The sequence below is a fragment of the Streptomyces rhizosphaerihabitans genome, assembly GCF_025399795.1.
Classification (GTDB): Bacteria; Actinomycetota; Actinomycetes; order Streptomycetales; family Streptomycetaceae; genus Streptomyces; species Streptomyces rhizosphaerihabitans.
Window position 1 is genome coordinate 1 of the sequence record NZ_JAODTZ010000047.1, and the last position, 22,071, is coordinate 22,071.

17 protein-coding genes are annotated in these 22,071 nt (G+C 71.5%); 14 read left to right on the forward strand and 3 right to left on the reverse strand.

Going from position 1 to position 22,071, the window contains the following annotated elements; translation table 11 throughout:
- From N4G66_RS34110 to N4G66_RS34120, 3 genes are all read right to left on the reverse strand, one after another.
- The coding region (locus N4G66_RS34110; RefSeq protein WP_261708160.1) for a PucR family transcriptional regulator ligand-binding domain-containing protein at positions 1 to 1,146 on the reverse strand (1,146 nt) is incomplete at its 3' end.
- A 126-nt stretch (positions 1,147 to 1,272) separates the two neighbouring features.
- Complete coding sequence (locus N4G66_RS34115) at positions 1,273 to 2,664, reverse strand: FAD-binding oxidoreductase (RefSeq protein WP_261708161.1); 1,392 nt, start codon at positions 2,662 to 2,664, stop codon at positions 1,273 to 1,275.
- Between the two features lie 110 nt (positions 2,665 to 2,774).
- Positions 2,775 to 4,577, reverse strand: a complete 1,803-nt coding sequence (locus N4G66_RS34120; RefSeq protein ID WP_261708233.1) for a glycoside hydrolase family 15 protein — start codon at positions 4,575 to 4,577, stop codon at positions 2,775 to 2,777.
- A gap of 538 nt (positions 4,578 to 5,115) precedes the next feature.
- Between N4G66_RS34120 and N4G66_RS34125 the strand changes: the two genes are divergently transcribed.
- From N4G66_RS34125 to N4G66_RS34190, 14 genes are all read left to right on the forward strand, one after another.
- Positions 5,116 to 6,783, forward strand: coding sequence for a CTP synthase (locus tag N4G66_RS34125; RefSeq protein WP_261708162.1), 1,668 nt, complete (start codon positions 5,116 to 5,118; stop codon positions 6,781 to 6,783).
- Positions 6,784 to 6,900: 117 nt separating this feature from the next.
- Complete coding sequence (locus N4G66_RS34130) at positions 6,901 to 7,527, forward strand: NUDIX hydrolase (RefSeq protein WP_261708163.1); 627 nt, start codon at positions 6,901 to 6,903, stop codon at positions 7,525 to 7,527.
- A 216-nt stretch (positions 7,528 to 7,743) separates the two neighbouring features.
- On the forward strand, positions 7,744 to 9,825 hold the full coding sequence (locus N4G66_RS34135) for a tetratricopeptide repeat protein (protein WP_261708164.1): 2,082 nt from the start codon (positions 7,744 to 7,746) through the stop codon (positions 9,823 to 9,825).
- A gap of 162 nt (positions 9,826 to 9,987) precedes the next feature.
- The gene (gene ald, locus N4G66_RS34140; RefSeq protein WP_261708165.1) at positions 9,988 to 11,112 is read left to right on the forward strand and encodes an alanine dehydrogenase; all 1,125 of its coding nucleotides are present in this window, start codon (positions 9,988 to 9,990) and stop codon (positions 11,110 to 11,112) included.
- Positions 11,113 to 11,536: 424 nt separating this feature from the next.
- Positions 11,537 to 12,664: a ParA family protein gene (locus N4G66_RS34145; protein WP_261708166.1), complete on the forward strand. Its 1,128-nt coding sequence runs from the start codon at positions 11,537 to 11,539 to the stop codon at positions 12,662 to 12,664.
- Positions 12,649 to 13,227, forward strand: coding sequence for a hypothetical protein (locus N4G66_RS34150; RefSeq protein WP_261708167.1), 579 nt, complete (start codon positions 12,649 to 12,651; stop codon positions 13,225 to 13,227). Before N4G66_RS34145 ends, N4G66_RS34150 begins: the two co-directional genes overlap by 16 nt.
- Before the next feature lie 543 nt (positions 13,228 to 13,770).
- Positions 13,771 to 14,943: a segregation and condensation protein A gene (locus tag N4G66_RS34155; RefSeq protein ID WP_315903730.1), complete on the forward strand. Its 1,173-nt coding sequence runs from the start codon at positions 13,771 to 13,773 to the stop codon at positions 14,941 to 14,943.
- Positions 14,940 to 15,596, forward strand: coding sequence for an SMC-Scp complex subunit ScpB (scpB, locus tag N4G66_RS34160; RefSeq protein ID WP_261708169.1), 657 nt, complete (start codon positions 14,940 to 14,942; stop codon positions 15,594 to 15,596). Before N4G66_RS34155 ends, scpB begins: the two co-directional genes overlap by 4 nt.
- Positions 15,596 to 16,897: a pseudouridine synthase gene (locus N4G66_RS34165; protein WP_261708170.1), complete on the forward strand. Its 1,302-nt coding sequence runs from the start codon at positions 15,596 to 15,598 to the stop codon at positions 16,895 to 16,897. Before scpB ends, N4G66_RS34165 begins: the two co-directional genes overlap by 1 nt.
- Positions 16,898 to 17,075: 178 nt before the next feature.
- On the forward strand, positions 17,076 to 18,044 hold the full coding sequence (locus tag N4G66_RS34170; RefSeq protein ID WP_391858936.1) for a sigma-70 family RNA polymerase sigma factor: 969 nt from the start codon (positions 17,076 to 17,078) through the stop codon (positions 18,042 to 18,044).
- Positions 18,041 to 18,631, forward strand: coding sequence for a TIGR03086 family metal-binding protein (locus N4G66_RS34175; RefSeq protein WP_261708172.1), 591 nt, complete (start codon positions 18,041 to 18,043; stop codon positions 18,629 to 18,631). Before N4G66_RS34170 ends, N4G66_RS34175 begins: the two co-directional genes overlap by 4 nt.
- 24 nt (positions 18,632 to 18,655) lie before the next feature.
- A complete protein-coding gene (locus N4G66_RS34180) occupies positions 18,656 to 20,128 on the forward strand; it encodes an MFS transporter (protein WP_261708173.1) in 1,473 nt (490 codons plus the stop codon).
- 165 nt (positions 20,129 to 20,293) lie between these two features.
- Entirely contained in the window at positions 20,294 to 21,037 is a 744-nt protein-coding gene (locus N4G66_RS34185; RefSeq protein ID WP_261708174.1) for an NUDIX hydrolase, read from the forward strand.
- An 11-nt stretch (positions 21,038 to 21,048) separates the two neighbouring features.
- On the forward strand, positions 21,049 to 22,071 hold the full coding sequence (locus tag N4G66_RS34190; protein WP_261708175.1) for an ADP-ribosylglycohydrolase family protein: 1,023 nt from the start codon (positions 21,049 to 21,051) through the stop codon (positions 22,069 to 22,071).

Below are 22,071 nucleotides of genomic sequence, written 5' to 3' on the forward strand. Positions count from 1 at the left end.
CGCCGCGACGCGGTCCGCGACGGCCGCCCGTTCCGACTCCGAGCGCAGGCCCAGCAGCAGCGGGACACGGCCCTCGACGGGACGTACGCCCAGCAGGACCGGGACACCGACCGAGGCCAGCTCCTCGGCGACCGCGCGGGCCAGGACCGCCCAGCCGCCGCCGGGGGCGAGGCCGTCGGCGAGTCGCATCACGACCGGCAGGAGCGGGCCGGCGCCGGGCTTGAAGCCGAGCACCCGGGCCTGTGCGGGCGCGTCCTCGGCCTCGATACGGCCCTCGGCGAGGTCGGTCAGGAAGTCGCCGCGCCCCCGCGCGGCCAGTTCCTCCTCCTGGCGTGCCTGCATCAGCACGACCGCCAGGATGCCGGCGGCCCGTTCGGCGGCGATCCGGTGCACCGGGGCGACCGGCGCGCCGACCGGCAGCAGAACCAGGCGGGCCCGTACGGAACCGGTGCCGGGGCCGCCGCCGGGCACGTCCACCAGGGTGGTCCCCGCGGGCGGCTCCTCCTTGTGCTGGCCGCGCAGCCCCTCCCAGACCTGGAGCGGGTCGGCGCCCGTGGAGCCGGCCCCGGCGGCGTACAGGAGCTGTCCGTCGGCCGTCTCCAGGAAGACCGGGTTTCCGCTGAAGTCGGCCAGAATGCGCAGGACTTGAGGCACTCCGCCGCCGCCGAGCAGGGCCTCGGTGCAGCGCCGGTGGACTTCTTCGGCCTGTTGGAGCAGCGCGTAGTGGCCGTTGACGATCTCGGTGTGGATCTCCTCCGTGACCGTCACGAAGGGCACCTCGCGATGCAGCTGGACCAGCGGCAGACCGGTGGACCGCGCCGTCTCCACGAGCGCGGCGGGCAGCCGGGTGAAGCGCGGGCCGAGCTCCACGACGAGCGCCGCGATTCCGCGCTCGGCGAGGGTGCGGACGAACGCGCGCTGGTCGGCCGGGCGGGTGCCGAGACCGTAGCCCGTGGTCAGCAGCAGTTCGCCGCCCTTGAGCAGCGAGGCGATGTTCGGGACCTCGCCCGCGTGCACCCAGCGCACGGTCCGTTGCAGCCGGTCGGCCCCCGCGATGATCTCCGGCAGCCCGCTGCGCAGTCCGGGCAGCTCAAGCGCCCGCTGCACGGTGATTCCGGCGCCTTGGGTGTCGTAACGGCTGTCCATGCAGCGGACGCTACCCGCGGACGGGTTCCGGAGGCATCTCCGGCCGGTGGCAGGACATGCCGGGCTCCGTCGCGGGCGGCGCCCCGGCAGACACGGCGAGGGCCGGAGGGCCCGGGAACGCCGCGGTCAAGCCACCGGTACCGGGGTGATGTTGTGGTTGAAGCGGAAGACGTTGTCCGGGTCGTACTCGGCCTTCACCGCGGCCAGCCGCCGCAGGTTCTCGGCGCCGAGGCCGGCCGTCACGCGGTCGGTGCCCTCGTCCCCGATGAAGTTCAGATAGACCGCGCCGGTGCTCCACGGCCGGACGTCCTCGCGGACCTTCCTGACCCACGCGACGCACCGTTCGTCGTCGGCGGGGCTCTCCCAGATCCCGAAGGGGTGCACGGCCCAGGGCGCGTCCCGGTAGGGGACCGGGAACCGGGACGGGCCGGCGGCGATGGCGCCGCCCTGCGGGAACAGCGCGTGCTGGTTGCCGGTGGGGACCGGCATGGCGTCGCCGAGGGCGCAGTAGACGTCCACGAAGTCGTCGGGCGCGCCGGTCAGGTACTCCGCCGACCAGTAGTTCCGCATCCCGGGCGGGTCGTCGAGCATGCACTGGAAGTCGGGGTAGGGCAGGGCGGTGACGATCTCGACCTCGTGCGGCAGCGCCAGCAGCGGTTGGGCGACCTTGCGCATGTCGTCCTCGCCGCCCGCGTACGCGACCAGCGCGCCGCACAGCCGCTTGCCGACCAGGTGCTCGGGCATGAACTCCTCGGGCGGGCCGGTCAGGTAGATGACGCCGCCGCTCGCCTCCGGGGGACCGTTCTCGATGATCTCGCGGTAGATGCGGACCACGTCGGGGCCGGCGTCCGGCTGGAACATCACCATGGCGATCGAGAACTCGGGCAGCGGGTGCAGCTTGAGGGTCAGCGCGGTGGCGACGCCGAAGTTCCCGCCGCCGCCGTGCAGGGCCCAGAACAGCTCCGGGTTCTCCTGGTCGGTGGCGCGCACCGGCGAACCGTCGGCGGTCACCAGCTCGACCCCGAGCAGATTGTCGACGGCGAGGCCGAGCGACCGGTCCAGCCAGCCGCTGCCGCCGCCGAGAACGAAGCCTCCGACGCCGGTCGTCGAGACACGGCCGCCGGTGGTCGCGAGGCCGTAGGGCTGGGCGGCCCGGTCGAGATGGCTCATGACGGCGCCGCCCTCGACCCGTACGGTCTCGGATCCGGGGTGGACGGTGACCGCGTGCATCCGGCTGAGGTCGATGACCAGACCGCCGTCGTTGAGCGACATGCCGGAGACGCTGTGGCCGCCACCCCGCACCGCGATCGGCAGATCCAGCTCCCGCGCGAAGCGCACCGCGCGCGACACGTCGCTCTCGCCCTCGCACAGCGCGATCACGGCGGGCCGCCGGTCGATCATCGCGTTGAAGATCGTCCGGGCTTCGTCGTACCCCGGATCGTCCGGGGTGACCACGTCACCGGAGAGATCGGCGCGGAGTGCGACCAGTGCCGCGCCCGCTTTCGAAAGGGGAGCCATGGGGAGCCGCCCCCTTCCATGAGGGGACAGGACTGCTTCCAGGCTAGGCGGGTACGGCGGATCGGGCACGCCGGGGAGGCGGTGTCCCGGGCGCCCGATCCGGGGCGGGTTCAGCCGCCGTACGCCCCGCTCGCCGTCAGCCGCAGGGCCGTGTCGATCAGCGGAACGTGGCTGAAGGCCTGCGGGAAGTTCCCGACCTGGCGCTGCAGGCGCGGGTCCCACTCCTCGGCCAGCAGCCCGAGGTCGTTGCGCAGGGCCAGCAGGCGCTCGAAGAGCTTGCGGGCCTCGTCGACCCGGCCGATCATCGCGAGGTCGTCGGCCATCCAGAACGAGCACGCGAGGAACGCGCCCTCGTCGCCTTCGAGACCGTCCACGCCCGCGTTCTCGCCGGAGGTCGGATAACGCAGGATGAAGCCGTCCGAGGTGGACAGCTCGCGCTGGATCGCCTCGATGGTGCCGATCACCCGCTTGTCGTCCGGCGGCAGGAAGCCCATCTGCGGGATGAGCAGCAGCGAGGCGTCGAGCTCCTTCGAGCCGTACGACTGCGTGAACGTGTTCCGGTCCTTGTCGTAGCCCTTCTCGCACACGTCCCGGTGGATGTCGTCACGCAGTTCGCGCCACTTCTCCAGCGGCCCGTCCGCGTCCCCGGACTCGATGAGCTTGATGGTGCGGTCGACGGCGACCCAGGCCATCACCTTGGAGTGCACGAAGTGCCGCCGCGGACCCCGGACTTCCCAGATTCCCTCGTCCGGCTGGTCCCAGTGGCTCTCCAGGTAGCGGATCAGCTTCAACTGGAGCAGCGAGGCGTAGTCGTTGCGGGACAGACCCGTCATATGGGCCAGGTGCAGGGCCTCGGTGACCTCGCCGTAGACGTCGAGCTGGAGCTGGTGCGCCGCTCCGTTGCCGACCCGTACGGGCGCCGAACCCTCGTACCCGGGAAGCCAGTCGAGCTCGGCCTCGCCCAACTCCCGTTCCCCCGCGATGCCGTACATGATCTGGAGGTTCTCCGGGTCGCCCGCGACCGCGCGCAGCAGCCACTCGCGCCAGGCGCGGGCCTCCTCGCGGTAGCCGGTGCGCAGCAGCGAGGAGAGGGTGATGGCCGCGTCGCGCAGCCAGGTGTAGCGGTAGTCCCAGTTGCGTACGCCGCCGATCTCCTCCGGGAGGGAGGTGGTGGGCGCGGCGACGATGCCGCCCGTGGGCGCGTACGTCAGGGCCTTCAGCGTGATCAGGGAGCGGACGACGGCCTCGCGGTAGGGGCCGTGGTACGTGCACTGGTCGACCCAGTCGCGCCAGAACTCCTCGGTCGCCTCAAGGGACTGCTCCGGTTCGGGCAGCGGGGGCGGCTGCTTGTGCGAGGGCTCCCACGAGATTGTGAAGGCGATCCGGTCGCCCGGCGCCACCGTGAAGTCGGCGTACGTGGTCAGATCCTTGCCGTACGTCTCGCAGTCCGTGTCGAACCAGACCGAGTCCGGTCCGGCGACCGCGACCGTGCGCCCCTCGTGCCGATGCACCCAGGGCACCACGCGGCCGTACGAGAAACGCATCCGCAGCGCGGAGCGCATCGGTACCCGGCCCGTGACGCCCTCGACGATGCGGATCAGCTGCGGTGCGCCGTCACGAGGGGGCATGAAATCGGTCACCCGGACCGTACCGCGCGGTGTGTCCCACTCGGATTCGAGGATCAGTGAGTCGCCGTGGTACCGGCGGCGACTCGCGGTGGGGGGCTGGGCGTCGGCCGCGTGCGCGGGTCCGAGCCGCCAGAATCCGTGTTCCTCCGTACCCAGCAGTCCCGCGAAGATGGCATGGGAGTCGAAGCGGGGCAGGCACAGCCAGTCGACTGTGCCGTCCCGGCAGACCAGCGCTGCTGTCTGCATGTCTCCGATGAGTGCGTAGTCCTCGATGCGCCCGGCCACGTGCATCTCCAGTCGAACGGCCACGTCGCCCCTTCGCGGGGCGGTCGCTCTTGCGGTCAAAGGGAACGTAGGTACTGCGGAACAGTAGGCAATGGGATGGTCGATACCTGCGGAACGTCGATGATGGGGGACGTCCGTCATGCGTCGCTGCGAAACGTCAGTTGTCGGTGCGATGGGCGATGCGATTGTCGTCTCGAAACGAACTGACAGGCCCTCTTTGTTCCGGATACGTGCGGGATGGTGCCGTGTGCCGGAAGGCTCGGCAGCGAGTGTCCGAGCAGGATACGACGCACGTGGGAGATCCGCGTGCTGCTCCGGGCAACCCGGCTGAGCCGATCGAGTGAGCGGTGTGCGAGGTGTGTGCCCGGGTGTGCACGGAGCGTGGCCGGAAGCGGCCTCGTCCGGTCGCTGATACCCTGGTAGCCCGTGGACCGGTGGGCAAGAAACCCCCGAACCGCAGCGACGGCACCCCCGGAAATCTCCGGGCCCCACGCCGGCACGCACCCCAGACCGCGACCACGGGAGCCCCCTCTTGGCCATGCCGCCCAGTGCTTTTCGAAACAGCACAGCCACGACGACCAAGCACATCTTCGTCACCGGGGGTGTCGCCTCCTCCCTCGGCAAGGGACTGACCGCCTCCAGCCTGGGCGCGCTGCTCAAGGCGCGGGGTCTGCGCGTCACGATGCAGAAGCTCGACCCGTACCTGAACGTCGACCCGGGCACCATGAACCCGTTCCAGCACGGCGAGGTGTTCGTCACCAACGACGGCGCCGAGACGGACCTGGACATCGGGCACTACGAGCGCTTCCTCGACGTGGACCTGGACGGCTCGGCCAACGTGACCACCGGCCAGGTGTACTCCACCGTCATCGCCAAGGAGCGGCGCGGCGAGTACCTCGGTGACACCGTGCAGGTCATCCCGCACATCACCAACGAGATCAAGCACCGCATCCGCCGCATGGCGACCGACGACGTCGACGTCGTCATCACCGAGGTCGGCGGCACGGTCGGCGACATCGAGTCCCTGCCCTTCCTGGAGACGGTCCGCCAGGTCCGTCACGAGGTCGGCCGCGACAACGTGTTCGTCGTGCACATCTCGCTCCTCCCGTACATCGGCCCGTCCGGTGAGCTGAAGACCAAGCCGACGCAGCACTCGGTCGCGGCGCTGCGCAACATCGGTATCCAGCCGGACGCGATCGTGCTGCGGGCCGACCGCGAGGTGCCCACCGCCATCAAGCGCAAGATCTCGCTGATGTGCGACGTCGACGAGGCCGCCGTGGTGGCGGCGATCGACGCCAAGTCGATCTACGACATCCCGAAGGTCCTGCACACCGAGGGCCTGGACGCCTACGTCGTCCGCAAGCTGGACCTGCCGTTCCGTGACGTGGACTGGACGACCTGGGACGACCTGCTCGACCGCGTCCACAACCCGGTCCACGAGATCACCATGGCGCTCGTCGGCAAGTACATCGACCTGCCCGACGCCTACCTCTCGGTCACCGAGGCGCTGCGCGCCGGCGGTTTCGCCAACAAGGCCCGCGTCAAGATCAAGTGGGTCACCTCGGACGACTGCAAGACCCCCGCGGGCGCGGCCAAGCAGCTCGGCGACGTCGACGCGATCTGCATCCCCGGCGGCTTCGGCGACCGCGGCGTGTCCGGCAAGGTCGGCGCGATCCAGTACGCCCGCGAGAACAAGATCCCGCTGCTCGGCCTGTGCCTCGGCCTGCAGTGCATCGTGATCGAGGCCGCGCGCAACCTGGCCGACATCCCCGACGCCAACTCCACCGAGTTCGACTCCGGCACCGGCCACCCGGTCATCTCCACGATGGCCGAGCAGCTCGACATCGTGGCGGGCGAGGGCGACATGGGCGGCACCATGCGCCTGGGCATGTATCCGGCCAAGCTCGCCGAGGGCTCGATCGTGCGCGAGGTGTACGACGGCAAGGAGTACGTGGAGGAGCGCCACCGGCACCGCTACGAGGTGAACAACGCCTACCGCGCCGAGCTGGAGAAGAAGGCCGGCCTGCAGTTCTCCGGCACCTCCCCGGACGGCAAGCTCGTCGAGTACGTCGAGTACCCGCGCGATGTCCACCCGTACCTGGTCGCGACGCAGGCGCACCCCGAGCTGCGCTCCCGCCCGACCCGGCCGCACCCGCTCTTCGCGGGCCTGGTCAAGGCCGCGGTGGCGCGCAAGACGGGCAAGTAAGGCCGAGCAGAACCAGGTTGTACGGTGACCGGGGTGCGGGTCCGCGGGTGTTCCCGCGGGCGCGTGCCCCGGTTCCGTCACCGGACCGGACTCTTTCTGCGTGTGGGAGGACAGGCCATGACGATCAAGGACACCCCCGAGGAGTGGGAGGTCCGGGCGACCGAGACCCCCTTCAAGGGCAACAAGACCTCGGTGCGCACCGACGACGTGGTCATGCCCGACGGATCGGTCGTGCGCCGCGACTACCAGGTCCACCCGGGCTCGGTGGCCGTACTCGCCCTGGACGCCGAGGACCGCGTCGTGATCCTGCGCCAGTACCGCCACCCGGTGCGCCAGAAGCTCTGGGAGATCCCGGCGGGTCTGCTCGACATCCCCGGTGAGAACCCGCTGCACGCCGCCCAGCGCGAGCTGTACGAGGAGGCGCACGTCAAGGCGGAGAGCTGGGGCGTGCTGACCGACGTCTACACCACGCCCGGCGGCTGCGACGAAGCCATCCGGATCTTCCTGGCCCGCGATCTCTCCGAGGTGGAGGGCGAGCGGTTCGAGGTCGAGGACGAGGAGGCCGACATGGAGCTGGCCCGCGTCCCTCTCGGCGAACTCGTCCGCGGTGTGCTGGCCGGCGATCTGCACAACAACTGCCTGGTCGTGGGCGTCCTCTCGCTCGTTGCCGCGCGGCAGGGCGATGGACTCGAGGCGCTGCGCCCGGCCGGGGCACCGTGGCCCGCACGCCCCTTCGAGGCCTGATCCCGCCGCTGGAGCGACTCCGCCGTCCCGCTGCTCCGCCCCGGACGGGCCGTATACGCCCATCCGGGGATGCCAGTCCTACGATCGGCTGATCCGATCGGGGGACGTCTCCGTCGCGCTCCGCCCGGATCGTCGCAGAGCGTGAACTAGGCTCTGGAAACGCCCGAACCGGAGTCCCGGCGGGCTTGCGCGTGCAGTGGAACGGGAGCGTGGCCCGTGGCGGATCAGGCAGTGGACGACGGCGGCACCAAGGTGTCGGCCAAGGGGCAGCGCCCGGCTGCCGGGTCCGCTCCTACGAAGAGTCAGTTCCTGGGCCGTGCAAGAGAGTTGAAGGAACTCCGGGCGGACATCGAGCGGGCGGGCCTCGACACCATCGCCGGCCGCAAGGCCCCGCGGGCCAGGGTGCTGCTCATCGCGGGCAAGCCCGGCTCCGGCCGCAGCGCGCTCGCCGCTCAGCTCGCCGCGCAGGTCGCCGAGAGTTACCCCGACGGCATACTGCGCGCCCGGCTCACCGAACCCGACGGCACGCCGGTGTCCACCGAGGCCACCGCGCGGGAACTGCTCACCGCCCTCGGACTGTCCACGCCCCCCGGAGCCGACGCCGACGACCTCGGCGAGCGGTTGCGCGAGGCCCTCGCGATCCGCCGGGCGGTGCTCCTGCTCGATGACGCGGCAGACGCCGAACAGGTCGACGCGCTGCTGCCCGACTCCCCGGACTGCCTGGTCATCGCCGTCTCCGGCGGGCCGCTGACCGGCATCGCGGACGTCCGCCCCTGCACCCTCGGCGGCCTGGACACCAAGTCCGCCCTCGAACTCCTCGACCACTTCACCGGCTCGGTGCGCATCACCGTCGACCCGCTCGCCGCCGAAGGGCTGGTCGAACTGTGCGCGGGCCAGCCCACCGCGCTGGTGCTGGCCGGCGGCTGGCTCGCAGCGCGCCCTGCCTCCGCCGTCGCCGACCTCGCCAAGCAGCTGCGCACCGAGGGCGAGGACGGCACCCCGCTGGCCCGTGTCTTCCGGCTCTCGTACGCCTCCCTGCCGAGCACCTCGGCGCGGATACTGCGACTGCTCTCGCTGGCCCCCGCGGGCCTCGTCGATCCGCACACCGCCTCCGCGCTGGCCGGCTGCTCGGTCCAGGCGGCACACACCGCGCTGGACGAATTCGTCGCCCTCGGCCTGCTGCGGGCGGTTCCCTCGCCGCTGCCGCAGTACGAGGTCCCCGGCTGTTTCCAGCCACTGCTCCGGGCGCTCGTCGACACCCATGACCGGCCCGCCGAGGTGCAGCTGGCCCGCGCCCGGATGCTGGAACGGACCGTACGGCTGCTGGTGTCCTGCCGTGCCATCACCGAGACCGACAGCTCGCCGGCCCGCGAGAAGCTCGCCGGAATGCCGCGTGCCCTGCGCTTCTCCAGCCCCCGGGCGGCAGAGGACTGGCTGCGCGTCCGGCAGCCCGCGCTGCTCGCCTCGGCCCGGCTGGCGGTCGCCGACGGGGAGCTGGACACCCTTGCCCGACGGCTGATGGCCGCCCTGGTGCGGGCGATGGTCGTCCATTTCGGCACCCGGGCCGCGGCGTCCGAGCTGTACGGGATCCACCGGCTCGTCCTGGATGTCGCCGAACGCCGGAACCTGCCCCGCGAGAAGGCCGCGGCCCTGCTCAATCTGGCCGATCTGGACGCGCAGACCGGCCGCAGGACCGACGCCCTCGCCCGCTACCGTGCCGCGCTCGACGCCGGACGCGAGGCGAACGACCCGTACGCGACCGGCCGCGCGATGGAATCCGTAGGCGGTGCCCACCAGGAGCTCGGGGACCACGACCGGGCCGCCGACTGGTACGGCAGGGCGCTCGCCCAGCGGCTCGCGCGGGACGAGCGTGTGGACGCCGCCCGGCTGTACGGGCGCATCGCCACCGTGCACACCTACGCGGGTCGCTACGGCGAGGCGCAGGTCAACTGGCGCGCCGCGGTCGCCGGGCACCGCAAGAACGGTGATGTCGCCTCCCAGGCAAGGGCGTTGAGCGAGATGGCGCGCGTCCAGGAGTACGCGGGGCGGCCCGAGGAGTCGCTGCGCACCTGCCAGGAGGCGGTCGAATGGGCGCGTCGCGCGGACGACGCACGCCTGCAGGCCGCGCTGCAGCTCAGGCTGGCCGACACTCTGGACCGGCTCGGCGACCCGGCCGCCGCCCGGCTGCACCGCGCGGCGGCCGAGCGCATGCTGGGAGATGAGCTCCCGGAGAGCGCATCCGGCATGGAACACGACGCTAACGCCTACGAAATCCGCAGTGCATCCGCTGAAGATTGATGCATTGAAAGGCTAGACAGAGAGAACCCCTTCATTAGACTGGCTCCGCCGCGTTCTTCCGTGGTGTCTCCCGGTGTGCTCCCGTACGTCGGGTATGACATGCATTGCCTGGCTTGCATCGCCTCGGCATGCATAGCCCCAGAGCCCTCTGAATCAAGGACCGTGATCGACGTGAAGGTCGGCATCCCCCGCGAGGTCAAGAACAACGAGTTCCGGGTGGCCATCACCCCCGCCGGCGTGCACGAGCTCGTGCGCCACGGCCACCAGGTCTTCGTCGAGCAGAACGCCGGTGTCGGCTCCTCGATCACGGACGAGGAGTACGTCTTCGCCGGTGCGCAGATCCTGCCCACTGCAGACGAGGTCTGGGCCACCGCCGACCTGCTGCTGAAGGTCAAGGAGCCCATCGCGGAGGAGTACCACCGGCTCCGCAAGGACCAGACGCTCTTCACCTACCTGCACCTGGCTGCCTCCAGGGAGTGCACGGACGCGCTCCTGGAGTCCGGCACCACGGCGATCGCGTACGAGACCGTCGAGCTGCCCAGCCGCGCGCTGCCGCTGCTCGCCCCGATGTCCGAGGTCGCGGGCCGTCTCGCTCCGCAGGTCGGCGCCTACCACCTGATGCGCGCCAACGGCGGCCGCGGTGTCCTGCCCGGCGGTGTCCCGGGTGTGCTGGCGGCCAAGGCCGTCGTCATCGGCGGTGGCGTCTCCGGCTGGAACGCCGCGCAGATCGCCATCGGCATGGGCTTCCACGTGACCCTGCTCGACCGCGACATCAACAAGCTCAAGGAGGCGGACAAGATCTTCGGTACGAAGATCCAGACCGTCGTCTCCAACGCCTTCGAGCTGGAGAAGGCCTGCCTCGAGGCCGACCTCGTCATCGGTGCCGTGCTGATCCCCGGCGCCAAGGCTCCGAAGCTGGTCACCAACGAGCTCGTCTCGCGGATGAAGGCGGGAAGTGTCCTTGTCGACATCGCGATCGACCAGGGCGGCTGCTTCGAGGACTCGCGTCCGACCACGCACGCCGAGCCGACCTTCCCGGTCCACAACTCGGTCTTCTACTGCGTCGCCAACATGCCCGGCGCGGTGCCCAACACCTCGACGTACGCGCTGACCAATGCCACGCTGCCGTACATCGTCGAGCTCGCCAACCGCGGCTGGGTCGAGGCGCTGCGCCGTGACGACGCACTGGCCAAGGGCCTCAACACCCATGACGGCAAGGTTGTCTACCGCGAGGTCGCCGAGGCCCACGGGCTGGAGCACGTCGAGCTGGAGAGCCTGCTCGGCTGAGTTTCCCGGCGGCTCCAGGAGTCGACATCGCGGCCGACTCCAAGCCGACAAAAGGCGATACGTCAACACGGGTCGTCAACACCGCGCACCCGGCCGGACCTTGCCCGACAAGGTCCGGCCGGGTGTGTGTCGGGTCACTTTGCGACACTCGTTCAACTCGCCGCGAACGTAACTCTTCAACCGATTCGCACACCGGTGAAACCTGCCGTGCGACGGCCTTACGCCCTTGACAGAGGGGTGTTCGGTTGCCGACACATCGGGTCGGGTCCGGCGGATTGTGTTGCTGCGGACCGGTGACACGCCATAGAGTCGCCAACCGTCGGCATGGTGCCACGCTGACCTATCGAGAAGTTTCCTGGTCACCAAGGAGGTAAGACGACTTGTGAATGAGTCGACATTTACTCCCGGGGGTGGTCAACCAGGAATGCCGGCGCGGGGCCAGAGCCCCACGGGGCTCGAGGCTGTCGGCTCCGTCGCTGTCCGCACCTTCGCAGCCCATCAGAGTCCCCGGATGACTCAGACAGCACACCCGAGCATGGATGGCCATCACGTGAACGCCATGGCCGGCAACGGAAGTGGCGGGAACCACACCCACTTCGCCGACTACGACGAACTGCCCGAGGGGCACTTCTACGACCCCGACGCCGAGTACGAGCCCGATCCGGAGTACGCGGCCACGCTCGCGCCCGACGCGGCCCGTCAGCGCCGTGAGCGCGTCGGACCGACCGGACGCCCGCTGCCCTACTTCCCGATCCCGGGTCCGCTGACCAGTCACGGCCCCGCGACGATCATCGCGATGTGCAACCAGAAGGGCGGCGTGGGCAAGACCACGTCGACCATCAACCTGGGGGCCGCGCTCGCGGAGTACGGACGCCGGGTGCTGCTCGTCGACTTCGACCCGCAGGGCGCGCTGTCCGTGGGTCTCGGCGTCAACCCGATGGAGCTCGACCTCACCGTCTACAACCTGCTCATGGAGCGGGGCATGGCGGCCGACGAGGTGCTCCTGAAGACGGCGGTCCCGAACATGGACCTGCTGCCCAGCAACATCGACCTGTCCGCCGCCGAAGTACAGCTGGTGAGCGAGGTCGCCCGCGAGTCCACGCTGCAGCGTGCCCTGAAGCCGCTGATGGCCGACTACGACTACATCGTGATCGACTGTCAGCCCTCGCTCGGCCTGCTCACCGTGAACGCGCTGACGGCGGCCCACAAGGTGATCGTGCCGCTGGAGTGCGAGTTCTTCGCGCTGCGCGGTGTCGCACTGCTCACCGAGACGATCGAGAAGGTCCAGGAACGGCTCAACCCCGAGCTGGAGCTCGACGGCATCCTCGCCACGATGTACGACTCCCGCACGGTGCACAGCCGTGAGGTGCTCGCGCGCGTCGTCGAGGCCTTCGACGATCACGTCTACCACACCGTGATCGGCCGGACCGTCCGCTTCCCGGAGACCACGGTCGCCGGTGAGCCGATCACCACGTACGCCTCCAACTCCGTCGGTGCCGCCGCCTATCGTCAGCTCGCCAGGGAGGTGCTCGCCCGGTGTCACGCCGAGTGAGTCTCCCGGGGGCCGACGAACTGTTCCGTACCACCGGGGGCATGGCGCTCCAGTCGTCCACCCCCAACCGTCGGACCAACGGCGAGGCCCGGGTGCCGGCTCCGGCCGGCGAGAGCGACGCGGCGGCCGGGGAGGACGCGCCCCAGTCGGTGCCCGTCCAGGGCGGTGACGGGGAGGGCGACGAACATGTCGCCGCCGGCGCCGAGTCGTCCGACGCGGGAGAGTCCCGCAGCCGGGGCGGTGCCCCGGACCGCTCGGGGCGGCGTCAGTCGGTGCAGGAAGGCTCTGCCGCCCCTTCCACGTCCGTGCAGTCGTCCCGCAAGCGGGGGCGCGCCGCGAACCGCCGGCCCAGCGGGCGGGAGCGGCACGACGAGAAGATCACGGTGTACGTGTCCGCCGAGGAGCTGATGGACCTCGAGCACGCGCGCCTGGTGCTCCGTGGGGAACACGGCCTCGCCGTCGACCGCGGGAGGATCGTCCGCGAGGCGGTCGCCGTGGTCCTCGCCGATCTGGAATCCCGCGGGGACGCGAGCATTCTCGTACGACGGCTGCGCGGGCGGTAGCGGTAGCCTTCGACGGCTATGACCTCGAACGTCCCGCCCCCGTCCGCCGCCTCCGGCGGTCGTCGGCGTGCGCTGGGGCGTGGCCCGGGGACCGCGCCGGCCCCCGTCGAGACACCGTCCGAGCCGTCCGGCCCGTCCACCGAGCCGCCCGGGCCGCCCCCAGAGGGCGCCGAGAGGCCCGGAGGGCCCGGGACACCGTCCGAGCCCTCCGGGACGCCCGGAGGAGGCCCTGAGCCGTCCGTGATGCCCAGGACCTCGGGGGAACCGCCCGGGACGCCTGGAGGCGGCCCTGAGCGGTCCGCGAGGCCCGCGGGGCCGCTGGAGCGATCGGCGGCGGCCGCAGAGGTGGCAGAGGTCGCCGAGGCGCCCCCGCCACCCCCGAGCCCGGCCGAGCCGACGCTGACCCCCACCGAGCCGTCCGGCCCGTCCACCGAGCCACCCGGGCCGCCCCCAGAGGGCGCCGAGAGGCCCGGAGGGCCCGGGACACCGTCCGAGCCCTCCGGGACGCCCGGAGGAGGCCCTGAGCCGTCCGTGATGCCCGGGATGCCGGCGGAGCCGCCTGAGGCGTCGGCGGAGGAACCTGGGCCGTTCGCCAGGTCTGAGACGCCGGTCGTGCCGCCCGGGGCACCCGGGGAGGGCACTGAACCGGCCGCGACGCGCCCGGCACCCCTGAGCGCCACCGAGCCGCGGGGGAAGCCCGCCGAGCCGTCCGGGGTGCCCGGGGCGGGCACTGAACCGGCCGCGATGTCCGCGGGCGTGTCCGTGCCGTCCGCCTCGCCCGAGCCGCCCGTCGAGCGTTCGGCGACGCCAGGGAAGGCGTCCGGCCCGGCTCCGGGGTCCGCGGTGCCCCCGGAGGGGGGCTCCGACGTTCCCGCCGACTCCGGTGACGGTGTCTTCAAGGTGCGGCTCTCGAATTTCGAGGGGCCCTTCGATCTGCTGCTCCAGCTGATCTCCAAGCACAAGCTCGACGTCACGGAGGTGGCGCTCTCCAAGGTCACCGACGAGTTCATGGCGCACATCAGGGCGATGGGCCCGGACTGGGACCTCGACCAGACCACCGAGTTCCTGGTCGTCGCGGCGACGCTGCTCGATCTGAAGGCGGCCCGGCTGCTGCCGACCGCCGAGGTCGAGGACGAGGCCGATCTGGCCCTCCTGGAGGCGCGGGACCTGCTGTTCGCGCGGCTGCTCCAGTACCGCGCGTACAAACAGATCGCGGACATCTTCAACGCGCGTCTCGAAGAGGAGGCCCGCCGCTACCCCCGTACCGTCGGCCTGGAGGCGCAGTACGCCGAACTGCTGCCCGAGGTCGTCATCAGCATCGGAGCGGAGGGGTTCGCGAAGCTCGCCGTGAAGGCGATGCAGCCGAAGCCCAAGCCGCAGGTGTATGTCGACCACATCCACGCGCCGCTCGTCAGCGTGCAGGAACAGGCCCGGATCGTGGTGGCGCGGCTCCGGGAACTCGGCGAGGCCAGCTTCCGCTCGCTCGTCGAGGACACCGACGACACCCTCACGGTGGTCGCCCGCTTCCTGGCCCTGCTGGAGCTCTACCGGGAGAAGGTCGTCGCCCTGGACCAGGAGGAGGCCCTGGGGGACCTCATGGTGCGCTGGACGGGCGGGGAGGGCGACGACCGGCCGAAGGTGACCGACGAGTTCGACCGGCCCCCGGAAGCGGTGAAGGGCGAGACAGGGCGCGGCACCAAGGAGGAGAAGGCGTGAGCGAGGAGACCACCCACACCCCCGCGGGGCCGCGCACCGTCGCCGACCTCGGTCTCGGGCCCGCCCTGGAGGCCGTCCTGATGGTGGTGGACGAGCCGGCCACCGAGGAACACCTCGCCAGGATCCTCGAGCGGCCCAAGCGGCAGATCGCGGACGCACTGCGCGCGCTGGCCGACGAATACACCGTCCAGGGCCGCGGTTTCGAGCTCAGGCTGATCGCGGGCGGCTGGCGCTTCTACTCGCGTCCCGAGTACGCGAGTGCCGTCGAACGCTTCGTCCTGGACGGTCAGCAGGCCCGGCTCACCCAGGCGGCCCTGGAGACGCTCGCCGTCGTCGCGTACCGCCAGCCGGTCAGCCGATCCAGGGTCTCGGCGGTCCGCGGAGTCAACTGTGACGGCGTGATGCGCACCCTCCTTCAGCGCGGTCTGGTCGAGGAGGCGGGCACGGAACCCGAAACAGGTGCGATCCTGTACACGACGACGAACTACTTCCTGGAGCGAATGGGCCTGCGCGGTCTGGACGAGCTCCCGGAGCTCGCGCCCTTCCTCCCCGAGGCGGACGCGATCGAGGCCGAGACGCTGGAAGGGGTCCCGTCGTTCGATCCGGATGCACCGGATGCAGATGCAGACGACACGACGACGACGGAACTTTGATGCGAAGCAGTGGCAGTGGCAGTGGCAGTGGCAGCGGCAGGAACAGCGGGAGCGGCAACCCGCGGGGAACCGGTGGGAGCGGCGGTTCGCGCGGGAGCGGCAGTCCCCGTGGGACCGGCGGGGGCGGCGGCTCGCGTGGCAGCGGCAACCCGCGTGGGACCGGCGGGGGCGGCGGCTCGCGTGGAGCCGGTGGGAGCGGCAACCCTCGTGGAGCCGGCGGGAGCGGCAACCCTCGTGGAGCCGGTGGGAGCGGCACCCGTGGGACGGGTGGGAGCGGCTCCCAGCCGAGGAGTGCGGCGGCAGGCCGTGACGATCAGCCGAAGCGTCCCAGCAAGCCCCGTCCCGAGGAGCGCCGCTACGACGTAGGCCCCGGGGGCACGCACGAAGGCCCGAAGTCCGGGCGCGGAGCCTCGGCGCGCGGTGGCGCCAAGGGCGGCCCCAAGCAGGGCCAGCAGCGCGGCGGCCGTACCGAGCCCGCGCGCTCCCGCGAGTACGAGACCCGGACCGAGGAGCGCAACCGCGACCGGTACGCGGGCAAGCCGGAGATCAAGCTGCCCAAGACCTTCCCGGGCGCCGAGGAGGAGGGCGAGCGCCTGCAGAAGATCCTCGCGCGGGCGGGCTACGGCTCCCGGCGCGCCTGTGAGGAGCTGGTCGACCAGGCCAGGGTCGAGGTCAACGGCCAGATCGTCCTGGAGCAGGGTCTGCGCGTCGACACGGAGAAGGACGAGATCAAGGTCGACGGGCTGACCGTCGCGACGCAGTCGTACCAGTTCTTCTCGCTGAACAAGCCGTTCGGTGTCGTCTCCACGATGGAGGACAACGAGGGCCGCCAGTGCCTCGGCGACTACGTGACGAACCGCGAGACGCGGCTCTTCCACGTGGGCCGGCTCGACACCGAGACCGAGGGCGTCATCCTGCTCACCAACCACGGCGAGCTGGCGCACCGGCTGACCCATCCCAAGTACGGCGTGAAGAAGGTCTACCTCGCGCACGTCCAGGGCCCGATCCCGCGTGACCTGGGCAAGCGGCTCAAGGACGGCATCCAGCTGGAGGACGGGTACGCCAAGGCGGACCACTTCCGGGTCGTCGAGCAGACCGGCAAGAACTACCTCGTCGAGGTGACCCTGCACGAGGGCCGCAAGCACATCGTGCGCCGCATGCTCGCCGAGGCCGGCTTCCCGGTCGACAAGCTGGTGCGCGTCTCCTTCGGCCCGATCACCCTGGGCGACCAGAAGTCGGGCTGGCTGCGCCGCCTGTCGAACACCGAGGTCGGCATGCTCATGGCCGAGGTCGGTCTCTAACCCCGGAAGCCCCGGAGTCCCACGGCTCCCGCGGTCCCGCGGAGCTCCACGCGTACGACGGCCGGTCCCGGAACTTCTCCGGGGCCGGCCGATTCGTTTTCGCCTCCCCGGCGGTCTGTACCGGTGAGCGGACCACCGGTGTGCCCCGGTGCGCCCCGTGCGAGCGAAGGGAGCGGCGATGACCGCGACGACGGACCGCGACGATTTCGTCCGGCTGACCGATCCGTACCGGCGGGAGCTGCTCGCCCACTGCTACCGCATGCTCGGCTCGGTCGACGACGCCGAGGACCTCGTCCAGGAGACGTATCTGCGGGCCTGGCGGTCCTACGAGGGGTACGAGGGCCGGGCTTCCTTGCGCACCTGGCTCTACCGGATCGCCACCAACACGTGTCTGACGGCCCTGGAGGGGCGAGGGCGCCGTCCACTTCCCACCGGGCTCGGCGGGCCGGGAGACGCACCCGAGGGGCCTCTGCGGGCCCCCGCGACGGACATCCCCTGGCTCCAGCCACTGCCCGACAGGCTCGTCGACCCGGCGACCGTCGTCGCGGCGCGCGGAAGCCTGCGGCTCGCCCTGGTCGCCGCGCTGCAGAACCTGCCCGCGCGGCAGCGGGCCGTGCTCATCCTGCGGGACGTGCTGGCCTGGCGGGCCTCCGAGGTGGCCGCCCTGCTCGACACGTCGACCGCGGCGGTCAAGAGCACCCTCCAGCGCGCGCGTGCCCGGCTCGACGAGGTCGCGCCGGAGGAGGACCTGGTGGTCGAGCCCGACGGGACCGACGACCGCGAACTCCTCGACCGCTATGTGAAGGCCTTCGAGGACGCCGACATGGAGTCGCTGCTGGGGCTGCTGCGGGACGGGGTCGAGCTGGAGATGCCGCCCCACCTGGAGTGGTTCAGCGGCAAGAAGGACGTCCTGCGGTTCCTGGGCGTACGGGTGCTGTCCGGGCGCGGGACGGGCTGGATCCGCATGGTGCCCGTCCGGGCCAACGGGCAGCCCGCCGTGGCAGCCTACGAGCGCGGGATCGACGGCGTGCTGCGAGCGCACTCCGTGCAGGTGCTCACCGTCGAGGCGGGCGGTGTCGCACGGCTCACCGTCTTCCTGGACCCGGGGCTGTTCGCCGCCTTCGACCTGCCCCGGATCCTCCCGTGAATCCCGGAGAGCTCCTGGAGCGGTCGTTCGCGTACACGCTGGGCAGCGTCGCCGCCGTGCCGCGCGAGGGCCTGCGGTGGCCGACGCCGTGCGCCGAGTGGGACCTCGGGGAATTGCTCCGCCACCTCGACGACTCGGTGGAAGCGCTCTACGAAGGCGTCGCGGACGGGCGGGTCGGGCTGTGTCCGGCTCGCCCCGCCGCCGATCCGGTGTGCGCCTTCCGCGAGCGGGCCGGCGCCCTCCTCGGCGCCTGGACGGCGGTGTCCGCGGCGCCGCGCGTCCCGGCCGTGGGGGACCGGTCCCTCGACGCGGGGCTGCTGGTGGCCGTCGGCGCCCTGGAGATCGCGGTGCACGGCTGGGACGTCGCGCGGGCCTGCGGGCGGGGGCGGCCGATCCCGTCCGCGCTCGCCGTGGAACTGCTGCCTCTCGCGCACCTCGTGGTCGCGGACGCCGACCGCGGTGTGCGCTTCGCCGACCCCGTCGGCGTACCGCCGCGGACCCTGCCCGGCGGCCTGCTCCTCGCCTTCCTCGGCCGGCGCCCGCAGCCGCGATTCCTTTTCGGCGCGGGTCCGGTCCGTCTTCCGTGATCGATCCTCACGGAAGGAACCGTCATGACCGAAACCGCCGCACGCGCTCCCGTCCAGCAGCCGTCCGCCGTGCCCGCACCGCGTGTATGGACCGTGATCCTGGCCGGACTCGGGGCGCTGCTCTGTTCTCTCGACGTGGTCGTCGTGGCCACCGCCCTGCCCGCCCTGCGGGCCGACTTCGGGGCGAGCCTGTCCGACCTGGAGTGGACGATCAACGCGTACAACCTCGTGTTCGCCTGCCTCACCCTGACCGGTGCCGCGCTCGGCGACCGCTTCGGGCGGCGGCGCATGTACGTCGTCGGGCTCGCCGTCTTCACGCTGGCCTCGGCCCTCGCGGCGCTCGCCCCGGGGCCGGGCCAGCTCATCGCCGCGCGGGTGCTTCAGGGAGCCGGCGCCGCCGTCCTGCTGCCGCTCACCCTGACCCTGATCAGCGAGGCGTTCCCGGCCGAGAAGCGGGGCGTCGCGATCGGAGTGTGGGGTGGGGTGACCGGCCTCGGTGTCGCGGCCGGTCCCGTGCTGGGAGGCGCCGTCACCGAGGGCCTGTCCTGGCAGTGGATCTTCTGGCTGAACGTGCCGACCGGGCTCGCGATGCTGCCGCTGGCCGCGCTGAAACTGCGCGAGAGCCGCGGCCCCCGTCCGCAACTCGATGTCTTGGGGCTGCTGTTGGCCGCCGTCGGACTGACCGGCCTCGCCTGGGCACCGGTGCGGGCCCCGCAGGCGGGCTGGGGGAGCGCCGAGGTTCTGGGCGCGCTGGCCGTCGGAGTCGTCTTCACGGCGGCCTTCCTCGGCTGGGAGCGGTCGGGGGCGCGCTACCCGATGCTGCCGCTCGGGTACTTCCGGCGGCGCGCCTTCTCCACTGCCAACGGCGTCGCCTTCCTGACGTTCATGTCGCTGCTCGGCTCTCTGTTCATGATCACGCAGCTGTTCCAACTCGGGCTGGGCAACTCGCCGTTGCAGGCCGGCGTCCGCATTCTGGTGTGGACCGGCATGCCCCTGCTCGTGGCACCGCTCGCGGGCGCGCTCGCCGACCGGTTCGGGAACAGGCCCTTCATGCTCGGCGGACTCGTTCTCCAGGCGACAGGCCTCGGACTGCTGGCCTGGCAGGTGCAGCCCGGTGTCGGCTACGGACGGCTGGTGCTGCCGCTGATCGTCGCGGGCATCGGTATCTCCATGGTCTTCCCCACGGTCGCGAACGCCGTGACCTCCTCGGTGCCGCCCGCCGACGCGGGTGTCGCCGCCGGCGTCAACAACGCGCTGCGCGAGCTGGGCGGGGTCTTCGGGATCGCCGTCGCCGCGGCCGTGTTCACGCGCTACGGGGGCTACGGCTCGGCGGACGACTTCGTCAACGGCTGCGGTCCGGCGCTGTGGGTCTCGGCGGGAGTCGCGGCCGCTGGAGCGCTCGTGGCCGCCCTCGCTCCGGCGCGCGCTCGGGCGCAGGGACCGGACGCGCACCGCGCCGAGGTCCGGCAGCCGGAGACGTCGCGCGCCCGGGTCTAGCGATCGGCCCGTCCTCCGCCACCCCGGCACGCAAGGCCGCCATGGCTTCCGTACCGGCGCCGGGAAACCGCAACTTCCCTGGCCGAAAGCCTTGTTGACATCCTCTCACCCCCTTTATAGTCGTACTGACCATGGTCAGACTGACCATAAAGAGGGGGTGTGGGGGTGGCGACAGGGGAAAGCCGTGCGCCGGGGGGCGCGGCACCCGAGGGCTACGACAAGTACGCCTTCGAGCCCTTCGCCGTCACCGTCGACCTGGCCGTCCTGACGGTGCGCGCGGGCGCACTCCAGGTGCTGCTCGTCGAGCGGGGCCGGGAACCGTACGCCGGCCGCTGGGCCCTGCCCGGCGGCTTCGTGCTGCCCCGCGAGTCGGCGGAGGCGGCGGCCCGGCGTGAACTCGCCGAGGAGACCGGTCTGTCGGACATCTCGGGACTCCACCTGGAACAGCTGCGCACCTACAGCGAACCCGACCGCGACCCTCGTATGCGGATCGTCTCCGTCGCGTTCGCCGCGCTGCTGCCCGACGCTCCCGAACCCCACGGCGGCGGTGACGCGGCGCAGGCCCAGTGGCTGCGCTTCAATGCGCTCGGTCCGCTCGCCTTCGACCACGACCGGATCCTCGCGGACGCCCACGAACGCGTGGGCGCCAAACTGGAGTACTCCTGTCTCGCCACGTCCTTCTGCCCGCCCGAGTTCACCCTCGGAGAGCTGCAGCACGTCTACGAGACGGTGTGGGGCACCGCGCTCGACCGGCCCAACTTCCGGCGCAAGGTCCTCGCCACGCCCGGATTCGTCGAACAGGTCCCCGGTGCCGCGCGTCTCACCGGCGGCCGCGGCAAACCCGCCGCCCTCTACCGCGCGGGCGGCGCCAAGGTTCTGCACCCACCCCTGCTGCGTCCCACCTCGTAAGGACGGCCCCGATGACCAGCACGACCCTAGCGAAGCGCGCCGCCACCGGTTCCCTTATCGGCCTGGCCCTCGGCGACGCGCTCGGGTTCCCCACCGAGTTCAACACCGTGCCCGACATCCTCGAGAAGTGCGGCCCCTGGCGGCAGATGGCACTGCCCAGGCCCGCGATCGTCACCGACGACACCCAGATGACACTGGCGCTGGCCAAGGGACTGCGCACCGCCATGGACCGCGGTCTGCTCGGCCCGCTGCGGATGGAACGGCCGGTGCGCGAGGAGTTCGTGGACTGGTACCAGTCGCCCGAGAACAACCGCGCCCCCGGCCGCACCTGCCTCGTCGCCTGCAACCTCCTCAAGAACGACGGACTCCGCTGGCAGGAGGCCAGTCAGACCGGCTCCAAGGGCTGCGGCGCCAACATGCGCGTGGCACCCGTCGGACTCGTCGGCGGGCTCAGTGACGAACAGCGCGCGGGCGCCGCACAGCTCCAGGCCGCGCTCACCCACGGCCACCCCACCGCGCTCGCCGCCTCGGACCTCACCGCGCACGCCGTCCGGCTGCTCAGCCAGGGCGTCGAGCCGGCGGCCCTGATCGGTCTGCTGCGCTCGTACGCGCACGAGAACCGGCACCGCTACCACTCCCGCTGGCTCGGCGACCTGTGGACCTTCTGCCACGACGCCACACCGGAGCAGTACATCTCCCGCGGCTGGGACGAGTGCATCGCAGTCCTGGACAACCTCCGGAACGCCGTGCGCACCGTTTCTCCCGAGGACGACCCCTGCCTGGCCACCGGCGCGGGCTGGATCGCCGAGGAGGCGCTCGCCACCGGCCTGCTGTGCTTCCTGATGTTCGCCGACGAACCCGTCACCGCGCTGCGCCGGGCCGCCTGCACCTCGGGCGACTCCGACTCCATCGCCTGCCTGACCGGGGCGTTCGCGGGCGCCTACCACGGCTCGGAGGCCTGGCCGACGGCCTGGGCCGACCGCATCGAGTACCAGAGCGACCTCATGTCGCTGGGAGCGCTCTGGGATGCTTGA

Excerpts from the sequence above, each read along its gene's own strand:
- N4G66_RS34155 (WP_315903730.1), top strand. The coding sequence starts at position 13,771 with ATGCCGGCGGAGCCGCCTGAGGCGTCGGCGGAGGAACCTGGGCCGTTC.
- N4G66_RS34115 (WP_261708161.1), bottom strand. The coding sequence starts at position 2,664 with ATGGCTCCCCTTTCGAAAGCGGGCGCGGCACTGGTCGCACTCCGCGCC.
- N4G66_RS34165 (WP_261708170.1), top strand. The coding sequence starts at position 15,596 with ATGCGAAGCAGTGGCAGTGGCAGTGGCAGTGGCAGCGGCAGGAACAGC.
- N4G66_RS34190 (WP_261708175.1), top strand. The coding sequence starts at position 21,049 with ATGACCAGCACGACCCTAGCGAAGCGCGCCGCCACCGGTTCCCTTATC.
- N4G66_RS34170 (WP_391858936.1), top strand. The coding sequence starts at position 17,076 with ATGACCGCGACGACGGACCGCGACGATTTCGTCCGGCTGACCGATCCG.
- N4G66_RS34145 (WP_261708166.1), top strand. The coding sequence starts at position 11,537 with ATGCCGGCGCGGGGCCAGAGCCCCACGGGGCTCGAGGCTGTCGGCTCC.
- N4G66_RS34125 (WP_261708162.1), top strand. The coding sequence starts at position 5,116 with ATGCCGCCCAGTGCTTTTCGAAACAGCACAGCCACGACGACCAAGCAC.
- N4G66_RS34180 (WP_261708173.1), top strand. The coding sequence starts at position 18,656 with ATGACCGAAACCGCCGCACGCGCTCCCGTCCAGCAGCCGTCCGCCGTG.
- N4G66_RS34130 (WP_261708163.1), top strand. The coding sequence starts at position 6,901 with ATGACGATCAAGGACACCCCCGAGGAGTGGGAGGTCCGGGCGACCGAG.